Source organism: Sanguibacter sp. Z41_6 (assembly GCF_059621145.1).
On sequence record NZ_JCAQIF010000002.1, the window covers coordinates 349,456 to 373,436 of the forward strand.

The 23,981-nt window shown below is 71.0% G+C and carries 23 protein-coding genes and 1 tRNA gene; 21 read left to right on the forward strand and 3 right to left on the reverse strand.

The window, feature by feature from the left end:
- Positions 1-145: 145 nt before the first annotated feature.
- The 11 genes from AC54T1_RS06560 (at position 146) to AC54T1_RS06610 (ending at position 10,169) form a co-directional block, all read left to right on the forward strand.
- Entirely contained in the window at positions 146-1,234 is a 1,089-nt protein-coding gene (locus tag AC54T1_RS06560; protein WP_484344597.1) for a chorismate-binding protein, read from the forward strand.
- Between the two features lie 4 nt (positions 1,235-1,238).
- On the forward strand, positions 1,239-2,093 hold the full coding sequence (locus tag AC54T1_RS06565; protein ID WP_496911440.1) for an aminotransferase class IV: 855 nt from the start codon (positions 1,239-1,241) through the stop codon (positions 2,091-2,093).
- 86 nt (positions 2,094-2,179) lie between these two features.
- A tRNA-Val gene (locus AC54T1_RS06570) sits at positions 2,180-2,254 on the forward strand.
- 226 nt (positions 2,255-2,480) lie between these two features.
- Positions 2,481-4,442, forward strand: a complete 1,962-nt coding sequence (thrS, locus tag AC54T1_RS06575; RefSeq protein ID WP_496911564.1) for a threonine--tRNA ligase — start codon at positions 2,481-2,483, stop codon at positions 4,440-4,442.
- Positions 4,439-5,095 (forward strand): HIT family protein, encoded by a 657-nt coding sequence (locus AC54T1_RS06580; RefSeq protein WP_484344595.1) that lies wholly within the window; start codon positions 4,439-4,441, stop codon positions 5,093-5,095. Before thrS ends, AC54T1_RS06580 begins: the two co-directional genes overlap by 4 nt.
- Complete coding sequence (pgsA, locus tag AC54T1_RS06585) at positions 5,089-5,766, forward strand: phosphatidylinositol phosphate synthase (RefSeq protein ID WP_484344594.1); 678 nt, start codon at positions 5,089-5,091, stop codon at positions 5,764-5,766. Before AC54T1_RS06580 ends, pgsA begins: the two co-directional genes overlap by 7 nt.
- A gap of 3 nt (positions 5,767-5,769) precedes the next feature.
- Positions 5,770-6,723 carry a phosphatidylinositol mannoside acyltransferase gene (locus AC54T1_RS06590; RefSeq protein WP_496911441.1) on the forward strand — a complete coding sequence of 318 codons (954 nt, stop codon included), beginning with the start codon at positions 5,770-5,772 and terminating at the stop codon, positions 6,721-6,723.
- 11 nt (positions 6,724-6,734) lie between these two features.
- Positions 6,735-7,925, forward strand: coding sequence for a glycosyltransferase family 4 protein (locus tag AC54T1_RS06595; protein ID WP_484344910.1), 1,191 nt, complete (start codon positions 6,735-6,737; stop codon positions 7,923-7,925).
- A complete protein-coding gene (locus tag AC54T1_RS06600) occupies positions 7,922-8,638 on the forward strand; it encodes a hypothetical protein (RefSeq protein ID WP_496911442.1) in 717 nt (238 codons plus the stop codon). The genes AC54T1_RS06595 and AC54T1_RS06600 overlap by 4 nt, the downstream gene beginning before the upstream one ends.
- 122 nt (positions 8,639-8,760) lie before the next feature.
- Positions 8,761-9,639: a pyridoxal 5'-phosphate synthase lyase subunit PdxS gene (gene pdxS, locus AC54T1_RS06605; RefSeq protein WP_484344909.1), complete on the forward strand. Its 879-nt coding sequence runs from the start codon at positions 8,761-8,763 to the stop codon at positions 9,637-9,639.
- On the forward strand, positions 9,636-10,169 hold the full coding sequence (locus AC54T1_RS06610) for an NUDIX hydrolase (protein WP_496911443.1): 534 nt from the start codon (positions 9,636-9,638) through the stop codon (positions 10,167-10,169). Before pdxS ends, AC54T1_RS06610 begins: the two co-directional genes overlap by 4 nt.
- 40 nt (positions 10,170-10,209) lie before the next feature.
- Here AC54T1_RS06610 and AC54T1_RS06615 read toward each other — a convergent pair whose 3' ends face one another.
- Complete coding sequence (locus AC54T1_RS06615; RefSeq protein ID WP_496911444.1) at positions 10,210-10,923, reverse strand: hypothetical protein; 714 nt, start codon at positions 10,921-10,923, stop codon at positions 10,210-10,212.
- Positions 10,924-11,046: 123 nt separating this feature from the next.
- Here AC54T1_RS06615 and pdxT point away from each other — a divergent pair, with 123 nt between their 5' ends.
- The 10 genes from pdxT (at position 11,047) to AC54T1_RS06665 (ending at position 21,594) form a co-directional block, all read left to right on the forward strand.
- Positions 11,047-11,649, forward strand: a complete 603-nt coding sequence (gene pdxT / locus AC54T1_RS06620) for a pyridoxal 5'-phosphate synthase glutaminase subunit PdxT (protein WP_484344589.1) — start codon at positions 11,047-11,049, stop codon at positions 11,647-11,649.
- Positions 11,650-11,652: 3 nt separating this feature from the next.
- Positions 11,653-12,408 carry a YebC/PmpR family DNA-binding transcriptional regulator gene (locus AC54T1_RS06625; RefSeq protein WP_484344588.1) on the forward strand — a complete coding sequence of 252 codons (756 nt, stop codon included), beginning with the start codon at positions 11,653-11,655 and terminating at the stop codon, positions 12,406-12,408.
- 38 nt (positions 12,409-12,446) lie between these two features.
- On the forward strand, positions 12,447-13,016 hold the full coding sequence (gene ruvC, locus AC54T1_RS06630) for a crossover junction endodeoxyribonuclease RuvC (RefSeq protein ID WP_484344587.1): 570 nt from the start codon (positions 12,447-12,449) through the stop codon (positions 13,014-13,016).
- A gap of 110 nt (positions 13,017-13,126) precedes the next feature.
- Positions 13,127-13,753 (forward strand): Holliday junction branch migration protein RuvA, encoded by a 627-nt coding sequence (gene ruvA, locus AC54T1_RS06635; RefSeq protein ID WP_484344586.1) that lies wholly within the window; start codon positions 13,127-13,129, stop codon positions 13,751-13,753.
- On the forward strand, positions 13,746-14,816 hold the full coding sequence (gene ruvB, locus AC54T1_RS06640) for a Holliday junction branch migration DNA helicase RuvB (RefSeq protein WP_496911445.1): 1,071 nt from the start codon (positions 13,746-13,748) through the stop codon (positions 14,814-14,816). The genes ruvA and ruvB overlap by 8 nt, the downstream gene beginning before the upstream one ends.
- 126 nt (positions 14,817-14,942) lie before the next feature.
- On the forward strand, positions 14,943-15,341 hold the full coding sequence (yajC, locus tag AC54T1_RS06645) for a preprotein translocase subunit YajC (RefSeq protein ID WP_484344584.1): 399 nt from the start codon (positions 14,943-14,945) through the stop codon (positions 15,339-15,341).
- A 64-nt stretch (positions 15,342-15,405) separates the two neighbouring features.
- Positions 15,406-17,409: a protein translocase subunit SecD gene (gene secD, locus AC54T1_RS06650; RefSeq protein ID WP_496911446.1), complete on the forward strand. Its 2,004-nt coding sequence runs from the start codon at positions 15,406-15,408 to the stop codon at positions 17,407-17,409.
- Entirely contained in the window at positions 17,409-18,554 is a 1,146-nt protein-coding gene (gene secF, locus AC54T1_RS06655; protein WP_496911447.1) for a protein translocase subunit SecF, read from the forward strand. The genes secD and secF overlap by 1 nt, the downstream gene beginning before the upstream one ends.
- Positions 18,551-19,099 carry an adenine phosphoribosyltransferase gene (locus tag AC54T1_RS06660; RefSeq protein WP_484344581.1) on the forward strand — a complete coding sequence of 183 codons (549 nt, stop codon included), beginning with the start codon at positions 18,551-18,553 and terminating at the stop codon, positions 19,097-19,099. The genes secF and AC54T1_RS06660 overlap by 4 nt, the downstream gene beginning before the upstream one ends.
- 50 nt (positions 19,100-19,149) lie before the next feature.
- Positions 19,150-21,594 carry a RelA/SpoT family protein gene (locus AC54T1_RS06665; protein WP_496911448.1) on the forward strand — a complete coding sequence of 815 codons (2,445 nt, stop codon included), beginning with the start codon at positions 19,150-19,152 and terminating at the stop codon, positions 21,592-21,594.
- Here AC54T1_RS06665 and AC54T1_RS06670 read toward each other — a convergent pair.
- Positions 21,584-22,201, reverse strand: a complete 618-nt coding sequence (locus AC54T1_RS06670) for a hypothetical protein (protein ID WP_496911449.1) — start codon at positions 22,199-22,201, stop codon at positions 21,584-21,586. The genes AC54T1_RS06665 and AC54T1_RS06670 overlap by 11 nt on opposite strands.
- A gap of 76 nt (positions 22,202-22,277) precedes the next feature.
- On the reverse strand, positions 22,278-23,774 hold the full coding sequence (locus AC54T1_RS06675; RefSeq protein ID WP_496911450.1) for a DUF349 domain-containing protein: 1,497 nt from the start codon (positions 23,772-23,774) through the stop codon (positions 22,278-22,280).
- Positions 23,775-23,981 lie beyond the last annotated feature (207 nt).

The following is a 23,981-nucleotide window of genomic DNA, read 5'->3' on the forward strand; positions in this document are numbered from 1 at the left end:
TCGGCGCGTCCCAGACTCTAATAGACCTGAGCGCCGATAGTCCAACCGGCCCTCGCTGTGCCGCCCTGATCGGCGGGATTCCAGGGAAAACCCGTTGTCGCTGGTCACGGTCGCGTCGCTCGGACGGGTCGGTACCGTTACCCGCGTGGACGGATATGCGAGATTCGGTGACGTCGAGGCCCGAGAACCGGTCGAGGTGATCGACGTGGCGACCCGTCCCGACGCACTGCTGCACGGGGTGTGGTTCGTCGTCGCCGACTTCGAGGGCAAGGCTCGGGCCTGGCGGTTCGCCGACGTCCGGCGGACCACCGGTCGGGCGTCCGCACGGGACGGGTGGCACGGGCCGGCCGCCGACTCGTGGACCTCGTCGCTCGACGGCACGCAGTACCGGGACGCGGTACGCGCCGTCCGGAAGCACGTGCTCGACGGGACCGTCTACCAGGCGAACATCTGCCGGGTGATGGCCGCCCCGTGGGCAGGGCAGGGGGACGACGAGCCGGACGCCCGGGCGCTCGCGGACCATCTCGCCCCGGGGAACCCCGCGCCGTACCAGGGCGTGCTCCACGTGCCGGCCGCGTCCGGTCTCGATCCGGTGTGGGTCGTCACGGCGTCACCCGAGCTCTTCCTGAGGATCTCCGCGGAGGGCGGTCGGACGGCACTGACCTCTGGCCCGATCAAGGGCACGGCGCGCACCGCCGAGGGACTCACCGCCAAGGACCGGGCCGAGAACGTCATGATCACGGACCTCGTCCGCAACGACCTGCACCATGTCTGCTCACCGGGCAGCGTCGAGGTCACCCAGCTCCTGGCGCTCGAGGAGCACCCCGGGCTCGTGCACCTCGTCTCGACCGTCACGGGCACGGTGCGCCCCGACATCGTCGCCGCCCCTGATCTCTGGGCGCGCGTGCTCGATGCGACCTTCCCGCCCGCCTCGGTCTCCGGCGCACCGAAGTCCTCGGCCCTGCGGGTCATCTCCGAGCTCGAGCCGGTACCGCGTGGCCCCTACTGCGGTGCCGTCGGCTGGATCGACGGCGACGCGGGGACCGCCGAGCTCGCGGTCGGGATCCGGACCTTCTGGTGGACCCGGGACAGCCCGCACGTCCCGGGCGGCGGCGCGTACCTGCACTTCGGCACGGGGGCGGGCATCACGTGGGGGAGCGACCCTGACCGCGAGTGGGCGGAGACCGAGCTCAAGGCTCACCGGCTCGTCGCGCTCGCATCTGCGGCACACTGATCGGATGACCGTTCTCACGTGGACAGACGGACGTCTCGTGTCGCCCGACGAGCCCGCCGTCAGCGCAGTCGACCACGGCCTCACCGTCGGCGACGGCGTCTTCGAGACGCTCGCCGTCTACGACGGCAGGCCGTTCGCGCTCACCCGGCACCTGCGCCGCCTCGCACGCTCGGCCACGGGCCTCGGGATCAGCCCGCCGGACGAGGAGCTCGTGCGCGACGGCGTCGCGCAGGTCCTTGCGCACGCGGGGATGGCTGCGGGCAGGCTGCGCATCACCGTCACGGCCGGCGCCGGCCCGCTCGGCTCCCTGCGCGGGGACGCCCCGACGACCGTGCTCGTCGCCGCAGGGCCCGCGTCGCCGGCCGCGACCTCCCGTGCCGTGCGTCTGCCCTGGGTGCGCAACGAGCGCTCCGCTGTGGCAGGACTCAAGACGACGTCGTACGCCGAGAACGTCGTCGGCCTCGCCCGGGCCGCGGAGCACGGGGCGGACGAGGGCCTCATGGCGAACACGCTCGGCGCGTTGTGCGAGGGCACGGGCTCCAACGTCCTCGTCGAACGTGACGGCGAGCTGCTCACGCCCAGCCTGTCCACCGGGTGCCTCGCAGGCATCACCCGCGAGCTCCTCCTCGAGTGGGCCGCGCTCGACGGGCTGCCCGTCCGCGAGGCGCGCCCGGACGAGCTTCCCTTCACGGTGCTCGACGACGTCCTCGCTGGCCGCGCGGCGCTCGGCCTCACCGGAAGCATCCGCAACGTCGTGCCCGTCGTCTCGCTCGACGGCCAGGACATCGCACCGGGGCTGCTCACGCTCGCGGCCCAGGTGCTCTTCAACCGGCACGTCGCGGAGAACATCGACCCGTGAGCCCGCGCCGGTGGGAGCCCGGTTGGCTTCCCGGGGCACTGAGCGGCTAGCATCGTCCACGAACACCGCACGTCCGGGTGCTCAGCGGGCGATTGGCGCAGTGGTAGCGCGCTTCGTTCACACCGAAGAGGTCACTGGTTCGAACCCAGTATCGCCCACCAGCACGACGAAGGCCCGGGGTCCGACGATCCCGGGCCTTCGTCGTTCCCCGGCGCACTCCGCCACAACCACCCGGCCGACCCCGGGGTCGGGCCAACATCGGTAACATCGAGGGCGCACCCTCAGTCGACGGGTGCGCCCAGCCCCTTCAAGGAGACGTCCCTCGTGCTCGAGTCGCCCGCTGCGTCACAGCCTTCTGTCACCCTCACCGTCGACGGCGCGGAGACCATGGTGACGGCGGGCACCACGGGGACCGAGCACTTCGCCGACCGGCGCGACGTCGTCGTCATGCGCGTCGACGGCGAGCTCAAGGACCTCGCGGAGGTCCTCACCGCCGGAAGCGTCGTCGAGTCCGTGACGATCGACTCGCCCGAGGGTCTGGCCGTGCTGCGCCACTCCGCCGCCCACGTCATGGCGCAGGCCGTCCAGCAGGTGAACCCGTCGGCGAAGCTCGGCATCGGCCCGCCCATCACCGACGGTTTCTACTACGACTTCGACGTCGCCGAGCCCTTCACCCCCGAGGACCTCAAAGCCCTGGAGAAGGCGATGATGCGCATCGTCAAGGAGGGCCAGACCTTCCGCCGCGTCGAGGTCACGGACGCTGAGGCGCTGGACCAGTGCGCCCACGAGCCGTACAAGATCGAGCTCATCGGCCTCAAGTCCTCGAGCGCCGACGCCGCCGAGGGTGCGTCCGTCGAGGTCGGCGAGGGCGGACTGTCGATCTACCAGAACGTCCGCCGCAACGGCGACGTCGCCTGGCAGGACCTCTGCCGTGGACCGCACCTGCCGTCCACGAAGCTCCTCGGGAACGGGTTCCAGCTCATGCGCAGCGCCGCCGCCTACTGGCGCGGCAGCGAGAAGAACCCACAGCTCCAGCGCATCTACGGCACCGCCTGGCCCACGAAGGACGAGCTCAAGGCCTACCTCGAGCGACTCGCCGAGGCCGAGCGTCGCGACCACCGACGCCTCGGGGTGGAGCTCGACCTCTTCTCGTTCCCCGACGAGATCGGCTCCGGGCTCGCCGTCTTCCACCCCAAGGGCGGCATCATCCGCTCCGAGATGGAGCAGTACTCCCGCAAGCGGCACACCGAGGCGGGCTACTCCTTCGTCAACAGTCCGCACATCACCAAGCAGCAGCTCTTCGAGACGTCCGGGCACCTCGACTGGTACTCCGAGGGCATGTACCCCCCGATGCACCTCGATGAGGAGCTCGACGCGGACGGCAACGTGCGCAAGGCCGGGCAGAACTACTACCTCAAGCCCATGAACTGCCCCATGCACAACCTCATCTTCGGGGCGCGCGGCCGCTCCTACCGTGAGCTCCCGCTGCGGCTGTTCGAGTTCGGCACCGTCTACCGCTACGAGAAGTCGGGCGTGGTCCACGGCCTCACCCGCGCCCGTGGGTTCACCCAGGACGACGCGCACATCTACTGCACGCGCGAGCAGATGAAGGCCGAGCTCACCGACGCCCTGAACTTCGTCCTCGACCTCCTGCGCGACTACGGGCTCGACGACTTCTACCTCGAGCTCTCGACCCGCGACCCCGAGAAGTCGGTCGGCTCCGACGAGGTGTGGGAGGAAGCGACCCGGACGCTCGAGGAGGTGGCCACCGACTCCGGCCTCGACCTCGTGCCCGACCCGGGCGGCGCCGCGTTCTACGGGCCCAAGATCTCGGTGCAGGCCAAGGACGCGATCGGCCGCACCTGGCAGATGTCGACCATCCAGCTCGACTTCAACCTCCCCGAGAAGTTCGACCTCGAGTACGCCGCCGCCGACGGCACGCGCCAGCGGCCCGTGATGATCCACCGCGCACTCTTCGGCTCCATCGAGCGCTTCTTCGCGGTCCTCACGGAGCACTACGCCGGAGCGTTCCCGGCCTGGCTCGCGCCCGTCCAGGTGCTCGCCGTGCCCGTCGCCGAGCCGTTCAACGACTACCTCGCGGACGTCGTCGCGCAGCTCCGGGCGCAGGGCATCCGCGCGGACCTCGACGACGGCACGGAGCGGTTCGCCAAGAAGATCCGCACCGCCTCGACGCAGAAGATCCCGTTCGTGCTCATCGCTGGTGGCGAGGACGTCGAGGCCGGGGCCGTCTCCTTCCGGTTCCGCGACGGCAGCCAGGAGAACGGCGTCGCCGTCGCGGACGCGGTCGCGCGCATCGTCGCAGCGGTGCAGGAGCGGGCGCAGGTGTGAGCGGCCCCGCTGCGAACGACGCCCCCGGCGCTCTCTGGGGGGAGGACCGGGAGCGCGCGAGCGACCACCCGGGGGTACCCGACGGGCTCGAGCGCCTGTGGACGCCGCACCGCATGGTGTACATCGGTGGGCAGGACAAGCCGCAGGACGCCACGAGCGCGCAGTGCCCGTTCTGCACCATCCCGGCGCGCAGCGACGAGGACGGGTTGATCGTGGCCCGGGGTGAGCACGCGTACGTCGTGCTCAACCTCTACCCCTACAACTCCGGCCACCTCCTCGTGTGCCCGTACCGGCACGTCGCGGACTACACAGAGCTCACCGAGGACGAGATGATCGAGGTCGCCGTCCTCACCCGACGAGCCATGCGCACCGTGCGCACCGTCTCCGACGCGCACGGCTTCAACCTCGGCATGAACCAGGGTGCGGTGGCCGGCGCCGGCATCGCCGCCCACCTCCACCAGCACGTCGTACCCCGGTGGTCGGGCGATGCGAACTTCCTGCCGGTGGTCGCGAGGACGAAGGCACTCCCGGAGCTGCTCTCGCAGACGAGGGAGCTGCTGGCTGCCGCCTGGGTGACGCTGGACCCCACGGTCCCCACCGGGCAGGGCACGACCGAGCAGGGCACGACCATCCAGGGGGACGACGCATGCTGAGCCGCCTCCGCGGCGTGATGACCGCGATCTTCACGCCGCTCGCCAAGGTGCTCCTGCGCGCGGGCGTCTCCCCGGACGCCATCACGATCCTCGGCACCGTGGGCGTGCTCGTCACGGCGCTGTGGGCGTTCCCGACCGACCACCTCCTGCTCGGCGCGATCGTCATCGGCGCCTTCGCCTTCCTCGACTCGCTCGACGGGACGATGGCCCGCCTCGCTGGCCGCTCGGGAAGCTGGGGAGCATTCCTCGACTCCACCTTGGACAGGGTCGCCGACGGCGCCATCTTCTGCGGGCTCGTCGCCTACTTCCTCGTTCACCACGACGGCGCCCTCAGCGCGTGGGGGACCGGCACCGCGCTCGCCTGCCTCGTCCTGGGCGCCCTCGTCTCCTACGCGCGAGCACGCGCTGAGGGACTCGGCATGACCGCAGCCGTCGGTATCGCCGAGCGTGCGGAGCGGCTCGTCGTGTCGCTCGTCATGGCTGGGCTCGTCGGGATCGGGGTCCCTGCGGTCGCCCTCGTCGTCGCCCTCGCCGCGCTCGCGCTCGCGAGCCTCGTCACCGTGCTCCAGCGCATGGCGACGGTGCGCCGCCAGGCGATGGACGCGGTTGCCGCGTCCAGCAGCGCCGCGACCCAGGCAGGCCTCGGCCCCGCTACCGGCACCGAGGTCTGAGCCGTGGGACTCGACGCCGGACGGCTCTTCCACCTCGCGTGGCGCCATGCGCACCGCGTCCCGACGCCCGTGCTGGCAGCCCTGGCCAACGTCGGCGCCGACCTCACGTGGGTCGCGCGGACCGACGGCGTGCGTCAGCTCGAGCGGAATCTGCGCAAGGTCCGCCCGAACAGCACCGACCGGGACCTGCGGGCACTGAGCCGGCGCGCGATGCGCTCCTACATGCGGTACTACCGGGAGGTGTTCGTGCTGCGTGGAGCCACCCAGGAGCAGATCCGTTCCCGCGTGCGCGTGACGGGGTACGAGAACTTCGCCCGAGCGCTCGCGGGGAGCGGGAGCCCGGTCGTCGCGCTCACGCACCAGGGCAACTGGGACCTCGCCGGGGTCTACGCGACCGCGTGGCTCGCGCCCGTGATCACCGTGGCCGAACGGCTCGAGCCGCCGACCCTCTACACGGAGTTCAAAGGCTTCCGGGAAGACCTCGGCATGGAGATCCTCACGGCCGGTGATCCCAGCGTCTTCCGCACGCTCATGCGGGCCTGCCAGGTCCCGGGGCGTCTCGTCTGCCTGCTGGCCGACAGGGACCTCAGCCGCCACGGCGTCGAGGTCGACCTTCTCGGGCACCGCGCCCGGGTAGCCGCCGGCCCTGCGGCGCTCGCCCTGTCCTGCGGAGTCCCGCTCCTCCCGGCAGCGATCTGGTACGAGCGCCTCACCGGCGCCCGCCGCCGTGCCGCGGGGACGCGCTGGGGGATCGTCATCCACTTCCACCCACCCGTCCCGCAGCCCGAGCACGGCACGTCCGCCGAGAAGATCCGGGCCCTCAGCCAGGGCTGGGTGGACGCCCTCGGTACCGACATCGCGCACCACCCGGAGGACTGGCACATGCTCCAGAAGGTCTTCGTGGACGACCTCGATCCCGTCCGGTACGCGCAGACCGTCGCGAGGAGTGCGACATGACGACCCGGCGCCTGCGCGTGGGCATCGTCTGCCCGTACTCCTTCGAGGCACCAGGGGGGGTCCAGTTCCACGTCCGTGACCTCGCCGAGGCGCTCATGGCACAGGGGCATGTCGTGTCCGTCCTCGCACCCTCGGACGAGGACACGCTGCTCCCGGACTACATGACGTCGGCCGGGCGAGCGGTCCCGGTGAAGTACAACGGTTCGGTCGCCCGCATGACGTTCGGCCCTCGCACGGCCGCCCGCGTGCGGCGGTGGCTCAAGGAGGGGCAGTTCGACGTCCTGCACCTCCACGAGCCGGTCACTCCGAGCCTGAGCATGCTCGCCCTGTGGATCGCGGAAGGTCCCATCGTGGCGACGTTCCACACCGCCCTCATCCGGTCCCGCGCCCTCCAGATGGCCTACCCCCTCGTCCGCCCGAGCCTGGAGAAGATCTCGGCGCGCATCGCCGTCTCCGAGGACGCCCGCCGGACACTCGTGGAGCACATGGGGGGCGACGCGGTCGTCATCCCCAACGGGGTCTACGTCGACGCGTTCGCGGCCGCAGCGCCGGAGGATGCCTGGACGGGCACCACCGACCGACCCACCATCGCGTTCCTCGGCCGGCTCGACGAACCCCGCAAGGGTCTGCCGGTCCTCACCGGCGCGATCCCAGCGATTCTCGCCGCTGTCCCGGGGGCTCGCTTCCTCGTCGCCGGTCGCGGGGAGGAAGGACACCAGCAGGCTCTCGAGGACCTCGGGGACCACGCGGCGGCGGTCGAGTTCCTCGGCGCCATCACCGACGACGCCAAAGCTGCTCTGCTGTCCTCCGTCGACCTGTACATCGCGCCCCAGACGGGCGGAGAGAGCTTCGGCATCGTCCTCGTCGAGGCCATGAGCGCGGGCGCCTGCGTGGTCGCGAGCGACCTCGGCGCGTTCGTCCGGGTGCTCGACGACGGACGTGCAGGCTTCCTCTTCCCCGTGGGGGACAGTGCCGCCCTCGCGCACACGGTCGTCGGTGCTCTCGCAGACGTGCCCGCGAGGGCCGCTCGCGTGGCCCTCGCGAAGGAGATGGTGCAGCAGTTCGACTGGTCGCGCGTGACCGGGCAGGTCCTCACCGTCTACGAGATGGTGCTCGCTGCCAGCCGCGCGCTCGGCGGTGTCCAGGAGGACCCCGCCTCGGTCCGCTCGCGACGGGGACGCTGGACGGAGGTCGAGCAATGACCTGGTCCGAGACCGCTGTACTCGTCGCGCTCGTCCTTGCGCTCGTCGCGTGGCTCATCTGGGTCTCCGCGACGCGGCTCGACCGCCTGCACCGCAAGGTCGTCGCGTCGCGCCTCGCGCTCGACGCGCAGCTCGTCCGCCGCTCGCTCGCCGCGAAGGACCTCGCGGCCTCGGGGCTGCTCGACCCGGTGAGCGCGCTGCTGGTCGCGGAGGCCGCGCACGAGGCGTCCAGCCACGACGGGGGCCGCCGCGAGCTCGTCGTCGCCGTACCGGACCTCGCGGAGCTCGTGGCGGACACCCGCCAGGACGCCGTCGAGCACCGCAGCCCGTCCCGCACGACGGTGGGGCGCGCACTCGGGACCGGGCTCGGAGACCACCGCACGGCCGCGGAGAGCGCGCTCTCCGCGACCCTGCGCACCGTCCTCGAGGACCCGGACGAGGTCGCCGACCTCTACGAGGACCTGCACAGCGCCCAGCTCCTCGAGGCGCTCGCCGCTGCGTGGTACCGCGTCCAGCTCGCCCGCCGGTTCCACAACGAGGCGGTCGCGCAGGCGCAACGCATGCGCAGCAACGGGGTCGTCCGCCTCGTGCGACTCGCCGGGCACGCCGAGATGCCCAGCACGGTGGAGTTCGACGACGCCTGGCCGAGCGCGCTGCGCCGACCCGGATCGACAGGTGGTCAGTCCGGACCGGTGGGACCACCCGCGGCGTAGGATTGGGCGACGCGACGGTCGACTTCGAGCCGACGCCCCCGACGCAGGACTGAGTGAGGTTTGCTGTGCCTAGTGAGAACACGTCCGCTGAGACAACCGCTGCTGCGGTCGGTACGACGGACATCGTGGGAAGTGCCCGGGTCAAGCGCGGGATGGCGGAGATGCTCAAGGGTGGCGTCATCATGGACGTCGTCACCGCCGAGCAGGCGAAGATCGCCGAGGACGCCGGAGCGGTCGCCGTCATGGCGCTCGAGCGGGTCCCCGCAGACATCCGTGCCCAGGGCGGGGTCTCGCGGATGAGCGACCCCGACATGATCGACTCGATCATCGCGACCGTCTCCATCCCCGTCATGGCCAAGGCCCGCATCGGGCACTTCGTCGAGGCGCAGGTGCTGCAGTCGCTCGGCGTCGACTACATCGACGAGTCCGAGGTGCTCACGCCCGCCGACTACACGAACCACATCGACAAGTGGGCCTTCCGCGCTCCGTTCGTCTGCGGCGCGACGAACCTCGGTGAGGCGCTGCGACGCATCAACGAGGGTGCGGCCATGATCCGCTCGAAGGGCGAGGCCGGCACCGGTGACGTCTCCAACGCGACGACGCACATGCGCACGATCCGCGCGGAGATCCGTCGCCTGACGTCCATGGCCGAGGACGAGCTCTTCGTCGCCGCCAAGGAGCTCTCCGCCCCCTACGAGCTCGTCAAGGAGGTCGCGCGGACGGGCAAGCTTCCCGTCGTCATGTTCACGGCGGGCGGCATCGCGACGCCTGCCGACGCGGCGATGATGATGCAGCTCGGCGCCGAGGGCGTGTTCGTCGGCTCCGGCATCTTCAAGTCCGGCAACCCGGTCCAGCGTGCCGAGGCCATCGTCAAGGCGACGACGTTCTACGACGACCCCGACGTCATCGCGAAGGTCTCCCGCGGCCTGGGCGAGGCCATGGTGGGCATCAACGTCGAGGAGATCCCCGAGCCGCACCGCCTCGCCGAGCGCGGCTGGTGACTCCCGCCGCCGGCGCTGGCTGGGAGGCCGGCCCCGACGGTGTGCTCGAACGCAGCGCCGCCCGCGTCCTGCTCCTCGACGAGCAGGACCGGGTGCTGCTCGTCCGCGGGCACGACGCGGACGAACCCGACCGGCACTGGTGGTTCACCCTGGGTGGCGGCATCGACCCGGGGGAGACGTCCGCGGCCGCGGCCGTCCGCGAGGTTCGCGAAGAGACCGGCATCGAGCTCGCGGAGGCTGACCTCGTCGGTCCGGTCCTCACCCGGTCAGCGGTCTTCGACTTCGCGCGAGCGCGTTGCCGCCAGCACGAGACGTTCTACCTCGCACGGGCCGCGTCGAGCGTGGTTCTCACGCGAGCGGGGTGGACCGTCCTCGAGGCTGACCTCCTCGACGACATGGCGTGGATGTCTCTGGCGGAGCTCGGTGCGGTGACCGAGGAGGTGTTCCCTCGCGGTCTCGCGGACCTGCTCGCCGATCTCGTCCAGGGGTGGGACGGGACCGTCCGCCACCTCGGTGAGGAGCAGGAGTAGCTGCGCTCGAGGGACGGACGGGACGCGTGCGCCGGGCGCGTCAGTAGGGCCGCGGGTACACCGCACCGGGCGGCACCGCGCGCCGGCGTGCGTCGGCGCGGACTGCCCACCACACGCCCCCGCCGATCGTCAGCCCGAGCCCCACGAACCCCACGAGACACCCGGCGACGAGCTGGAGGATCCCGGTACCCGCGTCAGCCGCGATGTCCCCGAGGAACTCCTCGTCGACGACACGGACCTCGACGTCGCTCGCGTCGAAGCCCGCGGGCGGCGTCACCGTGACCGTGTACGTACCTGCCTCGTGCGTCCTGAAGCTCCCGATGTCGTCGACCGTCACCACGTCGGTGGACGACGTGCTGTCCGCGGACGGGGTGCTGTCCTCCGGCGACGAGCGGGTGCGCGCCACCACCGGCACCTCCTGGCCGTCCGGGCCCTCCACGGTGACAGCGTCGGACGGCAGCGTCCGGGTCCCGCCGCTCTGGACGACCCCGTACCGCCGGTCCGCCACAGCATCGACGTCGGCGGTGCCCGGCACCGGCATGCTGCCCCGCACGTACGCGTTCGTCTCGGACTCGGCGGCGAAGAACCCGTCGGGGACGAGGTCCGTGAAGCGGCCGACCGCGCCGACGACGAGGACCGCACCCAGGACGAGCGTCACCACGCCGATGAGCGTGAGGATCTTCGGCCCGCGGGTTCCGGGCCGCACTGGCGTCGGGCCGTACGGGAACGCGGGCGGTGTGGGCGACTGGTACACAGCGGCTCCTCATGGGCGGGTGCCACGGCGGGGCGGGGCAGGGCGGGGGACGTGCGGCCACCCTAGCGAGGTCGGACCCACGGCGTGCGGACGCGATGTCCCCCACGCGTACGATGTCTCCTCGTGAATCCTCTCATCGGTGTCCTGGCCCTGCAGGGAGACGTCCGCGAGCACCGCGCGGCCCTCGAGTCCGCAGGTGCCCGGACGACGGGCGTGCGGCGGCCCGCGGAGCTCGCGGCGATCGACGGTCTCGTGCTGCCCGGCGGCGAGTCCACGACGATCGACAAGCTGCTGCGCATCTTCGACCTCTACGAACCGCTGCGCACAGCCATCACAGACGGACTGCCGGTGTACGGCTCGTGCGCAGGCATGATCCTCCTGGCTGACCGCGTGCTCGACGGCACGAACGACCAGCAGACCGTCGGTGGTCTCGACATCACCGTCCGGCGCAACGCCTTCGGTCGGCAGGTGGACTCGTTCGAGACCGACCTCGAGGTCGACGGCATCGACGGTCCTCCTTTCCACGCGGCGTTCATCCGTGCACCGTGGGTGGAGGAGGTCGGCGAGAAGGCCGAGGCCCTCGCGACCATCCAGGGCGGCCCCGCCGCCGGTAGGATTGTCGCGGTTCGACAGGGCTCTGTGCTGGCAACCTCATTTCATCCGGAGATCACGGGCGACGCCCGGGTCCACGAGATGTTCGTATCGATCGTTCGCAAGGAGTACTAACGCATGTCAGGTCACTCCAAATGGGCCACCACCAAGCACAAGAAGGCCGTCGTCGACGCTCGTCGCGGCAAGCTCTTCGCGAAGCTCATCAAGAACATCGAGGTGGCGGCGCGCACCGGTGGCGGAGACGTCGCCGGTAACCCCACGCTCTTCGACGCCATCCAGAAGGCGAAGAAGACCTCCGTCCCCAACGACAACATCGACCGCGCCGTCAAGCGTGGCTCGGGTCAGGAGGCCGGTGGGGCCGACTACCAGACGATCCTCTACGAGGGGTATGCGTCCGGCGGCATCGCCCTGCTCGTCGAGTGCCTGACCGACAACCGCAACCGCGCAGCTGCTGAGGTGCGCACGGCGTTCTCCCGCAACGGTGGCCAGATGGCCGACCCGGGCTCGGTCGCGTACCTGTTCTCCCGCAAGGGCGTCGTCATCGTGCCCAAGGAGGGCACCGACGAGGATGCGGTGATGGAAGCGGTGCTCGAGGCCGGTGGCGAGGAGGTCAACGACTTCGGAGAGTCGTTCGAGGTCCTCTCGGAGCCCTCGGACCTCGTGGCCGTGCGGACCTCCCTGCAGGAAGCGGGCATCGAGTACGACTCCGCTGACGTCGTGTTCCACCCGTCGATGCAGGTCGAGGTGGACGCCGACGGAGCACGCAAGGTCCTGCGACTCATCGATGCGCTCGAGGACTCGGACGACGTGCAGAACGTCTACTCGAACTTCGACGCGTCGGACGAGGTCATGGCCGAGCTCGAGAACGACTGAACGGTCCGGTTCGACGGGCACGACCGGAGGGCGGGGGAGTGCGGGTACTTGGCGTGGACCCCGGTCTCACCCGGTGCGGGATCGGCGTCGTCGACTCCGTGCCCGGGCGCCGGGCGGCGCTCGTCGCCGTCGGGGTCGCGACGTCGTCGCCGGACCTGTCCGTCGATCGCCGGCTGCTCACGATCGCCGAGGTCGTCGAGGCCTGGCTGGACCGCCACCGCCCGGACGTCGTGGCGGTGGAGCGGGTGTTCGCCCAGCACAACGTCTCCACCGTCATGGGCACGGCCCAGGTGGCCGGGCTGACGATGCTCGCGGCCGCGCGGCGTGGGATACCCGTCGCGATGCACACCCCGAGCGAGGTCAAGGCCGCCGTGAGCGGCAACGGGCGGGCCGAGAAGGCCCAGGTGCAACGGATGGTCGCGAGCATCCTCGGGCTCGCCGAGATCCCTCGGCCGGCGGATGCCGCCGACGCTCTGGCACTGGCGATCTGCCAGCTGTGGAGGCCCGCGGCCCTGCTCGACTCCGTCGAGCGGTCCGAGCTCACGCCTGCGCAGCGCGCCTGGGCGTCCGCGGAGCAGGCGGCGCGTCGGGCGAAGGGCACCCGCTGAGGGTTGGTACGGTGAGCGATTAGTACACGTGTTCGCACGCTCCGCACCTGCGGGGCCGGTACCGGTGGGACGCGACCGCGTCGCTCGATGGAGTCAGAGGTGGAACCAGCGTGATCTCGTCACTCAGCGGAACCGTGCAGTCCGTGCGTCTGGACAGTGCGGTCGTCCAGGTGAACGGGATCGGCTACCTCGTGCATGCGACCCCGGCCACCCTCGCGGGTCTGCGCACCGGGAACCCGGTGACGCTCGCCACGAGCCTCGTCGTGCGGGAGGACTCCCTCACGCTGTTCGGGTTCGCCGACGACGACGAGCGGTCGATCTTCGAGACGACGCAGACCGTCAGCGGGGTCGGCCCGCGGCTCGCCCTCGCCCTGCTCGCCGTGCTCACCCCGGACGCCCTGAGGCGCGCGGTGGCCGCGGAGGACGTCAAAGCCCTCACGCGCGTCCCCGGCATCGGGCAGAAGGGTGCGCAGCGACTCATCCTCGAGCTCGGCGGGAAGCTCGGTGCACCTGCCGGCGACGCCGGGGCGGCACACGGCCACGCAGGTGCGGCGCCTGCAGGGGACCACACGGAGCAGGTGGTCGAGGCGCTCGTCGGCCTGGGCTGGTCCGCAAAGGTGGCACAGGACGCGATCGCCGTCGTGCTCTCGGACGCCGGGAGCACCGAGGTGGCTGCGGCCGAGGTGCCCACGGTGCTGCGCTCCGCCCTCAAGGTGCTGGGCGGCTCCCGTGGATGACGCGGACGTCGACGCCCAGCTCGACGCCCTCGGCCTCGACCTCACGCCCGCACGCACGACCGGCGCGGGGGCGGACGAGCTCGAGCGTGCAGCCGAGGCCGCGCTCCGTCCACGCACCCTCGACGAGTTCGTCGGACAACGCGTCGTGCGTGACCAGCTCTCCCTCGTGCTGCAGGCTGCGCTCGGGCGCGGCGCCGCGCCCGACCACGTCCTGCTCTCCGGACCGCCAGGGCTGGGCAAGACGACCCTCGCGATGATCATCGCGGCCGAGCTCGGCGCGTCGCTGCGCGTCACCTCCGGCCCCGCGATCCAGCACGCCGGGGACCTTGCCGCCGTCCTGTCGTCGCTCGACGAGGGCGAGGTGCTCTTCATCGACGAGATCCACCGGCTTGCCCGGCCCGCGGAAGAGCTCCTCTATGTCGCTATGGAGGACTTCCGCGTGGACGTCGTCGTCGGCAAGGGGGCCGGCGCCAGCGCGATACCGCTGAGCCTCCCGCGCTTCACCGTGGTGGGCGCGACGACGCGCGCCGGGCTGCTGCCCGCGCCGCTGCGTGACCGCTTCGGGTTCACCGGGCACCTCGACTTCTACTCGGCCGAGGAGCTCGAGCGGGTGCTCACCCGCTCGGCCGGGCTCCTCGGCGCGCCGCTCCAGGCCGAGGCCGCGAGCGAGATCGCCTCGCGATCGCGGGGCACGCCACGGATCGCGAACCGGCTGCTCCGACGCGTGCGCGACTGGGCGCAGGTCCGGGGCGACGGCTCGCTCGACCTCCGCGCTGCTCATGCGGCCCTCGACGTCTACGAGGTCGACTCGCTCGGTCTCGACCGCTTGGACCGCGCGGTCCTCACAGCGCTGTGCACCCGGTTCGGAGGTGGCCCCGTCGGCCTGACGACCCTCGCCGTGACCGTGGGCGAGGAACCGGAGACGGTGGAGACCGTGGCCGAGCCCTACCTCGTCCGCGAAGGGCTCGTCGGACGCACGCCCCGCGGCCGCGTCGCGACCCCGGCGGCCTGGCAGCACCTCGGACTCGTCCCGCCCGCCTCGGACCCGATGCTGTTCTCGTGACGGCCCGCCCCGGACCGGTGGGCACGGGCGGGCACTTTTGGGGTACCTGGGGCGTTAGTGTCTTGGGCGTGCCTGCGCCTAGACTCCATGAGTTCCCCTGAGCAGAACAGGACGTGATTCCCCGTCATGGACCCCATGATCCTCATCCTCGTCATCGCTGTCGGCGCCATGTTCCTCATGTCGCGCAGCTCCCGCAAGAAGCAGCAGGCCGCGCTGTCGTTCCGTGACAACCTCAAGCCCGGTGACAACGTCATGACCGCCTCGGGCTACCTCGGGACGGTGGTCGCTGTCGCCGACGACGAGATCACGCTCGAGACGACCCCGGGGAACACCTCCCGCTGGCTCCGCGCCGCGATCGCGAAGCAGGTCGACGCACCATCGACGGATATCGATGCCACATCCACCGCGGAGGGCGACGCTGCCACGCCCGCGAAGGTCGACATCGAGAACAAGCAGGCGTTCAACGTCCCGGACGACATCTCGGGGCTCATCGAGAAGCCGAAGCGGGACGACGCCGCCTCGTAGACCACCGGGACGCTCGTCCCGTCCGACGCCCCACAGGCAGACGCAACCGTGTCTGCCGGCGCGCATGAGAGAAGACACTCCGTTGGCCACCACCAGCCGCAAGAAGTCCCGACCGAGCCGCCCGCTCATCGGACTCGCGCTCATCCTCCTCGCCCTCTTCGGCTCGATCTTCGCCGGGACCTTCATCAGCAACCCGGAGACGAAGGCGTCCTGGGCCCCGAAGCTCGCGCTCGACCTCGAGGGCGGCACGCAGATCATCCTGCGTCCCGTCACCGAGAACAACGAGGAGGTGACGACCGAGGACGTCAACCAGGCGATCGCGATCATCCGCCAGCGGGTGGACTCGTCGGGTGTCGCCGAGGCGGAGATCACGAGCCAGGGCGGCAGCAACATCGTCGTCGCCCTCCCCGGGACGCCGTCCGAGGAGACGCTCGACCTCGTGCGGGAGTCTGCGCAGATGCAGTTCCGCCCGGTGCTGTACTTCGGCGGACCCGCCGCCGTGGAGACCCCTGAGGGTGCGGACGACGCGGCCACGGAGGGTGAGGCAGCCGGCGACGGCGTGACCGACCCGGCACCGGACGTCGCCGCGGGCGACGACGCGGTGCCGACCGACGAGACCGCGGCGGGCGCGGACCCCACCGCGGAGCCGTCGGAGGAGACCACGGTCGACCCGTTCGCCACTCCGGAGCCCGCGGTGACGAACCCGAGCGACATCGCTCAGGTCACCCCCGAGCTCCTCGCGGAGTTCGACGCCCTCGACTGCACGGCTCCCGAGAACCTCGTCGGCGGTGGGGACTCGAGCCCGAGCAAGCCGGTGGTCGTGTGCGCCGTCGACGGCTCGGCCAAGTACATCCTCGGCCCGATGGAGATCGCGGGCACCGAGATCGCCAGCGCGAGCTCGGGCCTGCGGACGAACCAGCAGGGCGCGACGCTCAACGAGTGGGCCGTGAACATCGAGTTCAACTCCGAGGGCACCAAGAAGTTCGCGGAGACCACCGCGCGTCTGGCGACCCTGCCGAGCAGCGACATGTGGAACCCGGCGGCCCCCACGTCCGCCCCTGGCATGTTCGCCATGGTGCTCGACAACCTCGTCATCTCCGCGCCCAACTCCAGCGTGGTGATCTCCGACGGGAGGGCCGAGATCACGGGGTCCTTCGACCGGGAGAGCGCCACCCAGCTCGCCAACCAGCTGAACTTCGGCGCGCTCCCGCTGACCTTCGAGGTGCAGAGCGAGGCCCAGATCTCAGCGACGCTCGGTAGCGAGCAGCTCGAGAAGGGCCTCATCGCCGGCGTCATCGGCCTGCTCCTCGTCGTCGTGTACTCGCTCTTCCAGTACCGCGCGCTCGGTCTCGTGACCGTCGCGTCGCTGCTCGTCGCCGGACTCATCACCTACGGACTCATCACGGTGCTGTCCTGGACACAGGGGTACCGGCTGTCGTTGCCCGGCGTCGCCGGGCTCATCGTGGCCATCGGCATCACCGCCGACTCGTTCATCGTCTACTTCGAACGCATCCGCGACGAGCTGCGGGACGGTCGGTCGCTGGCGTCTGCCGTCGACGTCGGCTGGGAACGTGCGCGCCGAACCATCCTCGCGTCCGACGCGGTGAACTTCCTCGCGGCGGTCGTGCTGTACTTCCTCGCCGTCGGCGGGGTCCGCGGGTTCGCGTTCACCCTCGGCCTCACGACGCTCATCGACATCCTCGTCGTGTTCCTCTTCACGCACCCCCTGATGAAGCTCCTCGCGAAGACGAAGTTCTTCAGCAACGGTCACCCGGCCTCCGGGCTGGACCCGCGCCGGCTCGGTGTGCCCGGGTTGCGGTACGCGGGCCGGGGCCGGGTGGCGAGCAGCGCCCTGTCGAAGGACGCCACCAAGGCACCCACCACCGCGGCTGAGCCGAAGGTGCTCGTCACGTCCGGGGGGCCGGCGAGCAGCGATGGACGGCAGATGACCATCGCCGAGCGACGTGCCGCGCGCCTGCGCGAGGAGCAGAGCCTCGCCGCCGAGCAGGGATCGGGCGAGCAACCAGCAGTCGACGACGCGGACGAGCGCAAGGACGGGGACCTCTGATGGCCGTGGGATTCGCCCAGTGGGGCAACAACCTCTACACCGGCCGCACGTCCTACGACATCGTGGGCCAGCGCCGGAAGTTCTACATCGTCTCCGGCGTGCTCGTCGTCGCGAGCCTCCTCATCCTCCTCACGCGGGGCTTCAACCTCGGGATCGACTTCCGGGGCGGCTCGGAGTTCACCGTGGACGGCGTCTCCTCCACGAGCCAGGAGCCTGCGGCGGAGGCGGTCGCCACGGTCGACGACACCGAGGTCCCGCGGATCTCCACCGTGGGATCCTCGTCCCTGCGGGTGCAGACCGCCGAGCTCGACGCCGACGAGACCGCGGCCGTCCGTGCCGCTCTCGCTGAGGCCTACGACGTCCCGGAGACGCAGGTCTCGAGCTCCATGGTCGGACCGACGTGGGGCGACGACGTCTCGAAGAAGGCGCTCACAGGCCTCGTCGTGTTCCTCGTCCTCGTCGCGGGGGTCATGACGCTCTACTTCCGTGCGTGGCGGATGGCACTCGCGGCGATGATCGCGCTGTTCCACGACCTCATCATCACGGCGGGCGTGTACGCACTCATCGGCTGGGAGGTGACCCCGGCAACGGTGATCGGCTTCCTCACGATCCTCGGGTACTCGATCTACGACACCGTCGTCGTCTTCGACAAGGTGCGCGAGAACACCGAAGGGCTCGAGGTCCAGTCGCGCAGCACCTACGCGGAGAAGGCCAACCTCGCGGTCAACCAGACGCTCGTCCGGTCGATCAACACGTCGGTCGTCGCACTCCTGCCCGTCGCTGCCATCCTCTTCATCGGGGCGTTCGTGCTCGGGGCGGGCACATTGCGTGACATCGCCCTCGCGCTGTTCGTGGGTATGGCTGTCGGGACGTACTCGTCGATCTTCCTCGCGACCCCGCTCGAGGTCACGCTGCGCGAGCGCGAACCTGCTGTGCGCGACCACACGGCCAAGGTGCTCGCAGCCCGTCGTCCAGCGGTCGGCGGAGCCCCGGCCGGCGGTGGTTCCCCGTCCGCCGGCGGAACCCCGGACGACGTGGACGGGCTCGAGCCCGCCGGCGCGGGGATCCGGTACACAGGGCAGCTGCAGCCGGGCGGGCACCAGGGCCATCGCGCCCAGCCGCGCAAGCGCAAGGGCCATCGGTGAGCCCCGCCACGGGCAGCCCGCGTCCCGTCGCGGACCTGGCCTCGTACGTCCGCGACGTCCCTGACTACCCGACGCCCGGGATCCTGTTCAAGGACATCACCGGACTGCTCGTCGACGCCGACGCGTTCCGCGCCACGGTGGACGCCTTCGTCGAGATGACACCCCCGGAGGTCCAGCTGATCGCAGGGACGGAAGCACGAGGATTCATCCTCGGCTCCGCTCTCGCTGCACGCCTCGGTCTCGGGTTCGTCCCGGTGCGCAAGTCCGGGAAGCTGCCGCCTCCGGTGCACAGCCACTCCTACGACCTCGAGTACGGGCAGGCGACCCTCGAGATCAGGGAACGGACCGTCGCGCCCGGGTCGCGGGTGCTCCTCGTGGACGACGTGCTGGCGACCGGAGGAACGGCTGCGGCAGGCGCGGCACTCCTCGAGGCGCTCGGGGCCGAGGTCGTTGCGCTCGCGTTCCTCCTCGAGCTCGAGGGCCTCGGAGGACGCGACCGCCTCTCCGGCCGCTCCGTGTCGTCAGTCCTGCGCGCCGAACCGTAAGATGTGCTTCTCGGGACGGTGAACGATGCCCGGGGTACGAGGAGGCGCACATGAGCGACGACACCCGCAGCACAGCGACTCCTGTCCACGAGGAGCGCAGCGCCGAGAGTTCCGCCGACGGCCGCGCGACCCCCGATTCCCAGACGGTGCGCGAGGTCAACCCCGCGGAACCGAAGCAGACGGGGACCGGGGAATGGGTTCCCCCCTCGCCTCCCACCGGTCCGGTGCCGATCAGCTCGGCGAGCCGCGTGCGGTCGCGACTCGTGCGCTTCGGGGCCCGGCACTCCGTCGGGACCCCCGCCCTCGAGCCGCTCCTGCGTGCGGTCCGTGCGAACCACCCGAAGGCCGACGTCTCGATCATCGAGCGCGCCTACGTCACCGCCGAGCGTGCCCACCGCGGTCAGCTCCGCAAGAGCGGCGACCCGTACATCACGCACCCCGTCTCCGTCGCGACGATCCTCGCCGAGCTGGGAATGACGCCGCCGACCCTCGCTGCGGCACTGCTGCACGACACGGTCGAGGACACCGAGTACTCCCTCGACCAGCTCCGCGCGGACTACGGCGACGAGATCGCGATGCTCGTCGACGGGGTGACGAAGCTCGACAAGGTGACCTACGGGGATGCCGCGCAGGCTGAGACGGTCCGCAAGATGGTCGTGGCGATGGCGCGGGACATCAGGGTGCTCGTCATCAAGCTCGCCGACCGGTTGCACAACGCCCGGACGTGGAAGTTCGTCCCGTCCGCCTCGGCGCAGCGCAAGGCCCGCGAGACGATCGAGATCTATGCGCCGCTCGCGCACCGGCTCGGGATGAACACGATCAAGTGGGAGCTCGAGGACCTGTCGTTCCAGACCCTCTACCCCAAGGTGTACGACGAGATCGTCCACCTCGTCTCCGAGCGGGCGCCCGCGAGGGAGGAGTACCTCGCACTCGTCCGGGAGCAGGTGGCGGCCGACCTGCGGTCAGCGAAGATCAAGGCGACGGTCACCGGGCGGCCCAAGCACTACTACTCGATCTACCAGAAGATGATCGTCCGCGGTCACGACTTCGCGGAGATCTACGACCTCGTCGGCACACGTGTCCTCGTCGACTCGGTCCGGGACTGCTACGCGGCGCTGGGATCCCTCCACGCGCGCTGGAACCCGGTGCCCGGCCGGTTCAAGGACTACATCGCGATGCCGAAGTTCAACATGTACCAGTCGCTGCACACCACGGTCATCGGCCCCGGGGGCAAACCGGTCGAGATCCAGATCCGCACCCACGAGATGCACCGGCGCGCCGAGTACGGCGTCGCGGCCCACTGGAAGTACAAGGAGGCCGACAAGGCCGCGAAGACCGGGGACTCCGGCGGCAGCGACCTCCAGTGGCTCAAGCAGCTCGTCGACTGGCAGCGGGAGACGGCCGACCCGTCGGAGTTCCTCGATTCCTTGCGCTTCGAGATCAGCGGGGGAGAGGTGTACGTCTTCACCCCCAAGGGTGACGTCGTGGCGCTCCCGTCCGGGTCGACGCCGGTCGACTTCGCCTACACCGTGCACACCGAGGTGGGCCACCGCACGATGGGTGCGCGCGTCAACGGCCGCCTCGTCCCGCTGGACTCAGCCCTCGACAACGGCGACGTCGTCGAGGTCCTCACGACGAAGTCCGAGTCCGCCGGGCCGAGCCGGGACTGGCTGACCTTCGTCAAGAGCCCGCGTGCCAAGAACAAGATTCGTCAGTGGTTCTCCAAGGAGCGCCGCGAGGAGGCGATCGAGCACGGCAAGGACGCGATCGCCAAGGCGATGCGCAAGCAGAACCTGCCGATCCAACGCCTGCTCTCCCATGAGTCGATGGTCACGACGGCTCACGAGATGCGGTTCGCGGACGTCTCCGCGCTCTACGCGGCGATCGGCGAGGGCCAGGTGTCCGCCGCGACCGTGGTGCACCGCCTCGTGCAGTCGATGGGCGGTGAAGAGGGCAACGCCGAGGACCTGGCGGAGACCGCTCGTCCCGGTCAGGCCGCGCGACGCCCGCGTACCGGCGACCCCGGCGTGATCGTCAAGGGTGTCGAGGACATCTGGGTCAAGCTCGCGAAGTGCTGTACCCCCGTCCCTGGCGACTCCATCATCGGTTTCGTCACCCGCGGACAGGGTGTGAGCGTGCACCGGGAGGACTGCGGCAACGTCGAAGCGTTGCTGGCGCAGCCCGAGCGGATCGTCGACGTCGAGTGGACCGTCGGGGGCAACACGCTGTTCCTCGTGCAGATCCAGGTCGAGGCGCTGGACCGCTCACGGTTGCTGTCGGACGTCACGCGCGTGCTCTCCGACAACCACGTGAACATCCTCTCGGCGACCGTCTCGACGTCGACAGACCGGGTCGCGGTCTCCCGCTTCGTGTTCGAGATGGCTGAACCCGCCCACCTCGCCACGGTGCTCTCAGCGGTGCGCAAGATCGAGGGCGTCTTCGACGTCTACCGGATCACCGGGTCCAAGATGGCGGAGAAGCGCGTCACCGCGTGACGGTGGGGGTGTACGCGTGCCCCGCTGCGATGAGCCGGGCCCGTGCGCGCGCGGCACCCCGCCAGTTCGCGAACGTCGCGAGCCTGGAGAGGGCGTCCTCGACGACCACACCGTGCGCGAGCAGCGCGCGCAGGACGGGCACGGCCGTGCCGTCCGGACACCACGTCGCGACGTCGAGCGCCGTCCGCACAGGGGTCGTGACGACCACGCTGCCGACACGCTCGGTCTCCCACGGCCGCACCGTGGCCTGAGCGACCTCGAGCCCCGGCCCCGAGCGCGGCCGGTAGCCGCCCACCGCGTACAGGACGCACAACCGGTCCGCACGGACACGCCCGGTGTGCACCCAGGCTGCGGTGGCCCGGCCGACGACGACGTCCCGGGGGAGGCTCGACGCGAGAGATGCGGCCCGGACGGCGGGCGTCACGAGGGTTCCGCCGGGGACGGCCCACCCGTCACGGACCTCGACGAGGTCCCCGTCGCGCACCAGCGCGTCCCACGCGGTCCGGCTGCCGAGCTGCTCGCGCGTGAAGGGTGGCGTGGGCGCGGGCCGGGGTGCGAGCAGCTCGGCGAGGCTCAGCCGGGTGCTGCGGGCGGGTGTCGTGGACATGGCGCCACAGTGCACCGGCGCGGTCCCCGCGCGCCAGCGTGGAGCCGGGTCCTGTGGACACCGGCCCCCCGCAGCGTCAGCCCTTCGAGTCCTCCGCGGCCCGGACGATCTGCTCGAGCCAGGACCGCCGGGCAGCGAGGGCCGCCTCGTACTCCTTGACCCGCCGCGTGTCTCCCGCGGCCTGCGCAGCAGCGAGGTCCTGCTCGAGCCCCTGGATCGCCGTCTCGAGCTGAGCGGCCGCGCCCTCTGCCCGCGCGCGGGTCTCCGGGTTCGAGCGGGTCCACTTGGCCTGCTCGGCGTCACGCACCGCCGTCTCGACCGCACGCATGCGGGCCTCGACGCGCTGGACGTCACCACGGGGCACCTTGCCCGCGGCCTCCCAACGGTCCTGCAGCACCCGCAGCGACGCCTTCGCCTGCTCGAGGTTCTTCACGGGCAGCAGGGCCTCGGCCTCGGCGAGGATCGCCTCCTTGACGACGAGGTTCTCGCCGTACTCGGCGTCGGTGGCGGCGTTCGCCGCCTCACGGGCAGCGAAGAACGTGTCCTGCGCTGCACGGAACTTCGTCCAGAGCGCGTCGTCGTCCTTGCGGTTCGCGCGCCCGGCAGCCTTCCACCGCGCCATGAGATCGCGGTACGCCGCTGCCGTCCCGCCCCAGTCGGTGCTCGTCGCCAGCCGCTCGGCCTCGGCGACGAGAGCCAGCTTGGTCGCCTTGGCCCCCGAGTTCTGCTTCTCGAGCTCGGCGAAGAAGTGGCGGCGTTCGCGGTCGAAGGTCGTGCGTGCGTGGCTGAACCGCTTCCACAGCGCCTCCTCGGAGGGGCGGTCGATGCGGGGACCGGAACGTTGCGCTGTCTTCCAGGCCTCGAGCAGCCGGTGGAGCTCTTCGCCCGCGGGCTTCCACTGGATCTTCGCGGGATCGGTCGACGCCAGCTTCTCGGCAGCCTCGACGATCGCGGTGCGGGCGGCGAGCGCCACCTCCTTCGCGGCCGTCCGCTCGGCGTCGAGCTCGGCGCGTCGGGCTGCGGCGGCGGTGCTCAGCGCGGCAATGCGCGCACGGAGGCCGTCGAGGTCACCGACTGCGGCGGGCTCAGCGGTCTCCTCCTCGAGCTTCGCCAGCGTCGAGTCGATCTCCTTGTGCGTGAGCTCTGCCGAGCCGAGCCGGGCCTCGAACAGGGCGACCTTCGCCTGCAGGTCGAGGTAGCGCCGGACGTAGAGCGCGATCGCCTCGTCCTTCGAGACGCCCGGGAACTGACCGACGAGGCGCTCGCCCGCGGCTTCCGTCACGTAGACGCTGCCGTCCTCCTCGACGCGCCCGAACGCCAGGGCCGCCTGGGTCTGGGCGTGCTCGTCGGGGATGGCCGCGACCGGACGCTCCGGAGCTGCAGCCTGCGCGGCGGGCACCATCGGGCGCGCGCTCGGCCTCGGGACGGGCCGGGGGACCGGACGAGCAGCAGGAGCCGGCGCGGGGGCTGCAGCCGCCGGCTCTGCCTCGCTCGTACCTGCGCCCGGAGCGTCCGCCGGTGTCACGACGACGTTCTCGGTGACGTCCGGTGTCTGGTCGGTGCTCTCGGTCACAGGTTCAGCTCCTTGGATGATGGCGCACGTGTCACGGGGTGGCCGTGATACGCACGTCAGCGACTGCTCGGGGAAGGACCACGAGCCGGTTCTCGATCGGCGTGCCGGTCACTGCGACGCCACGGCGGTACCGCTGCGTCGGAGGACTTCCCGACAGTCTAGGGAAGTCTGGCCGTGGGCGCTGACGTGGCGCGGCCGCGGAATCTG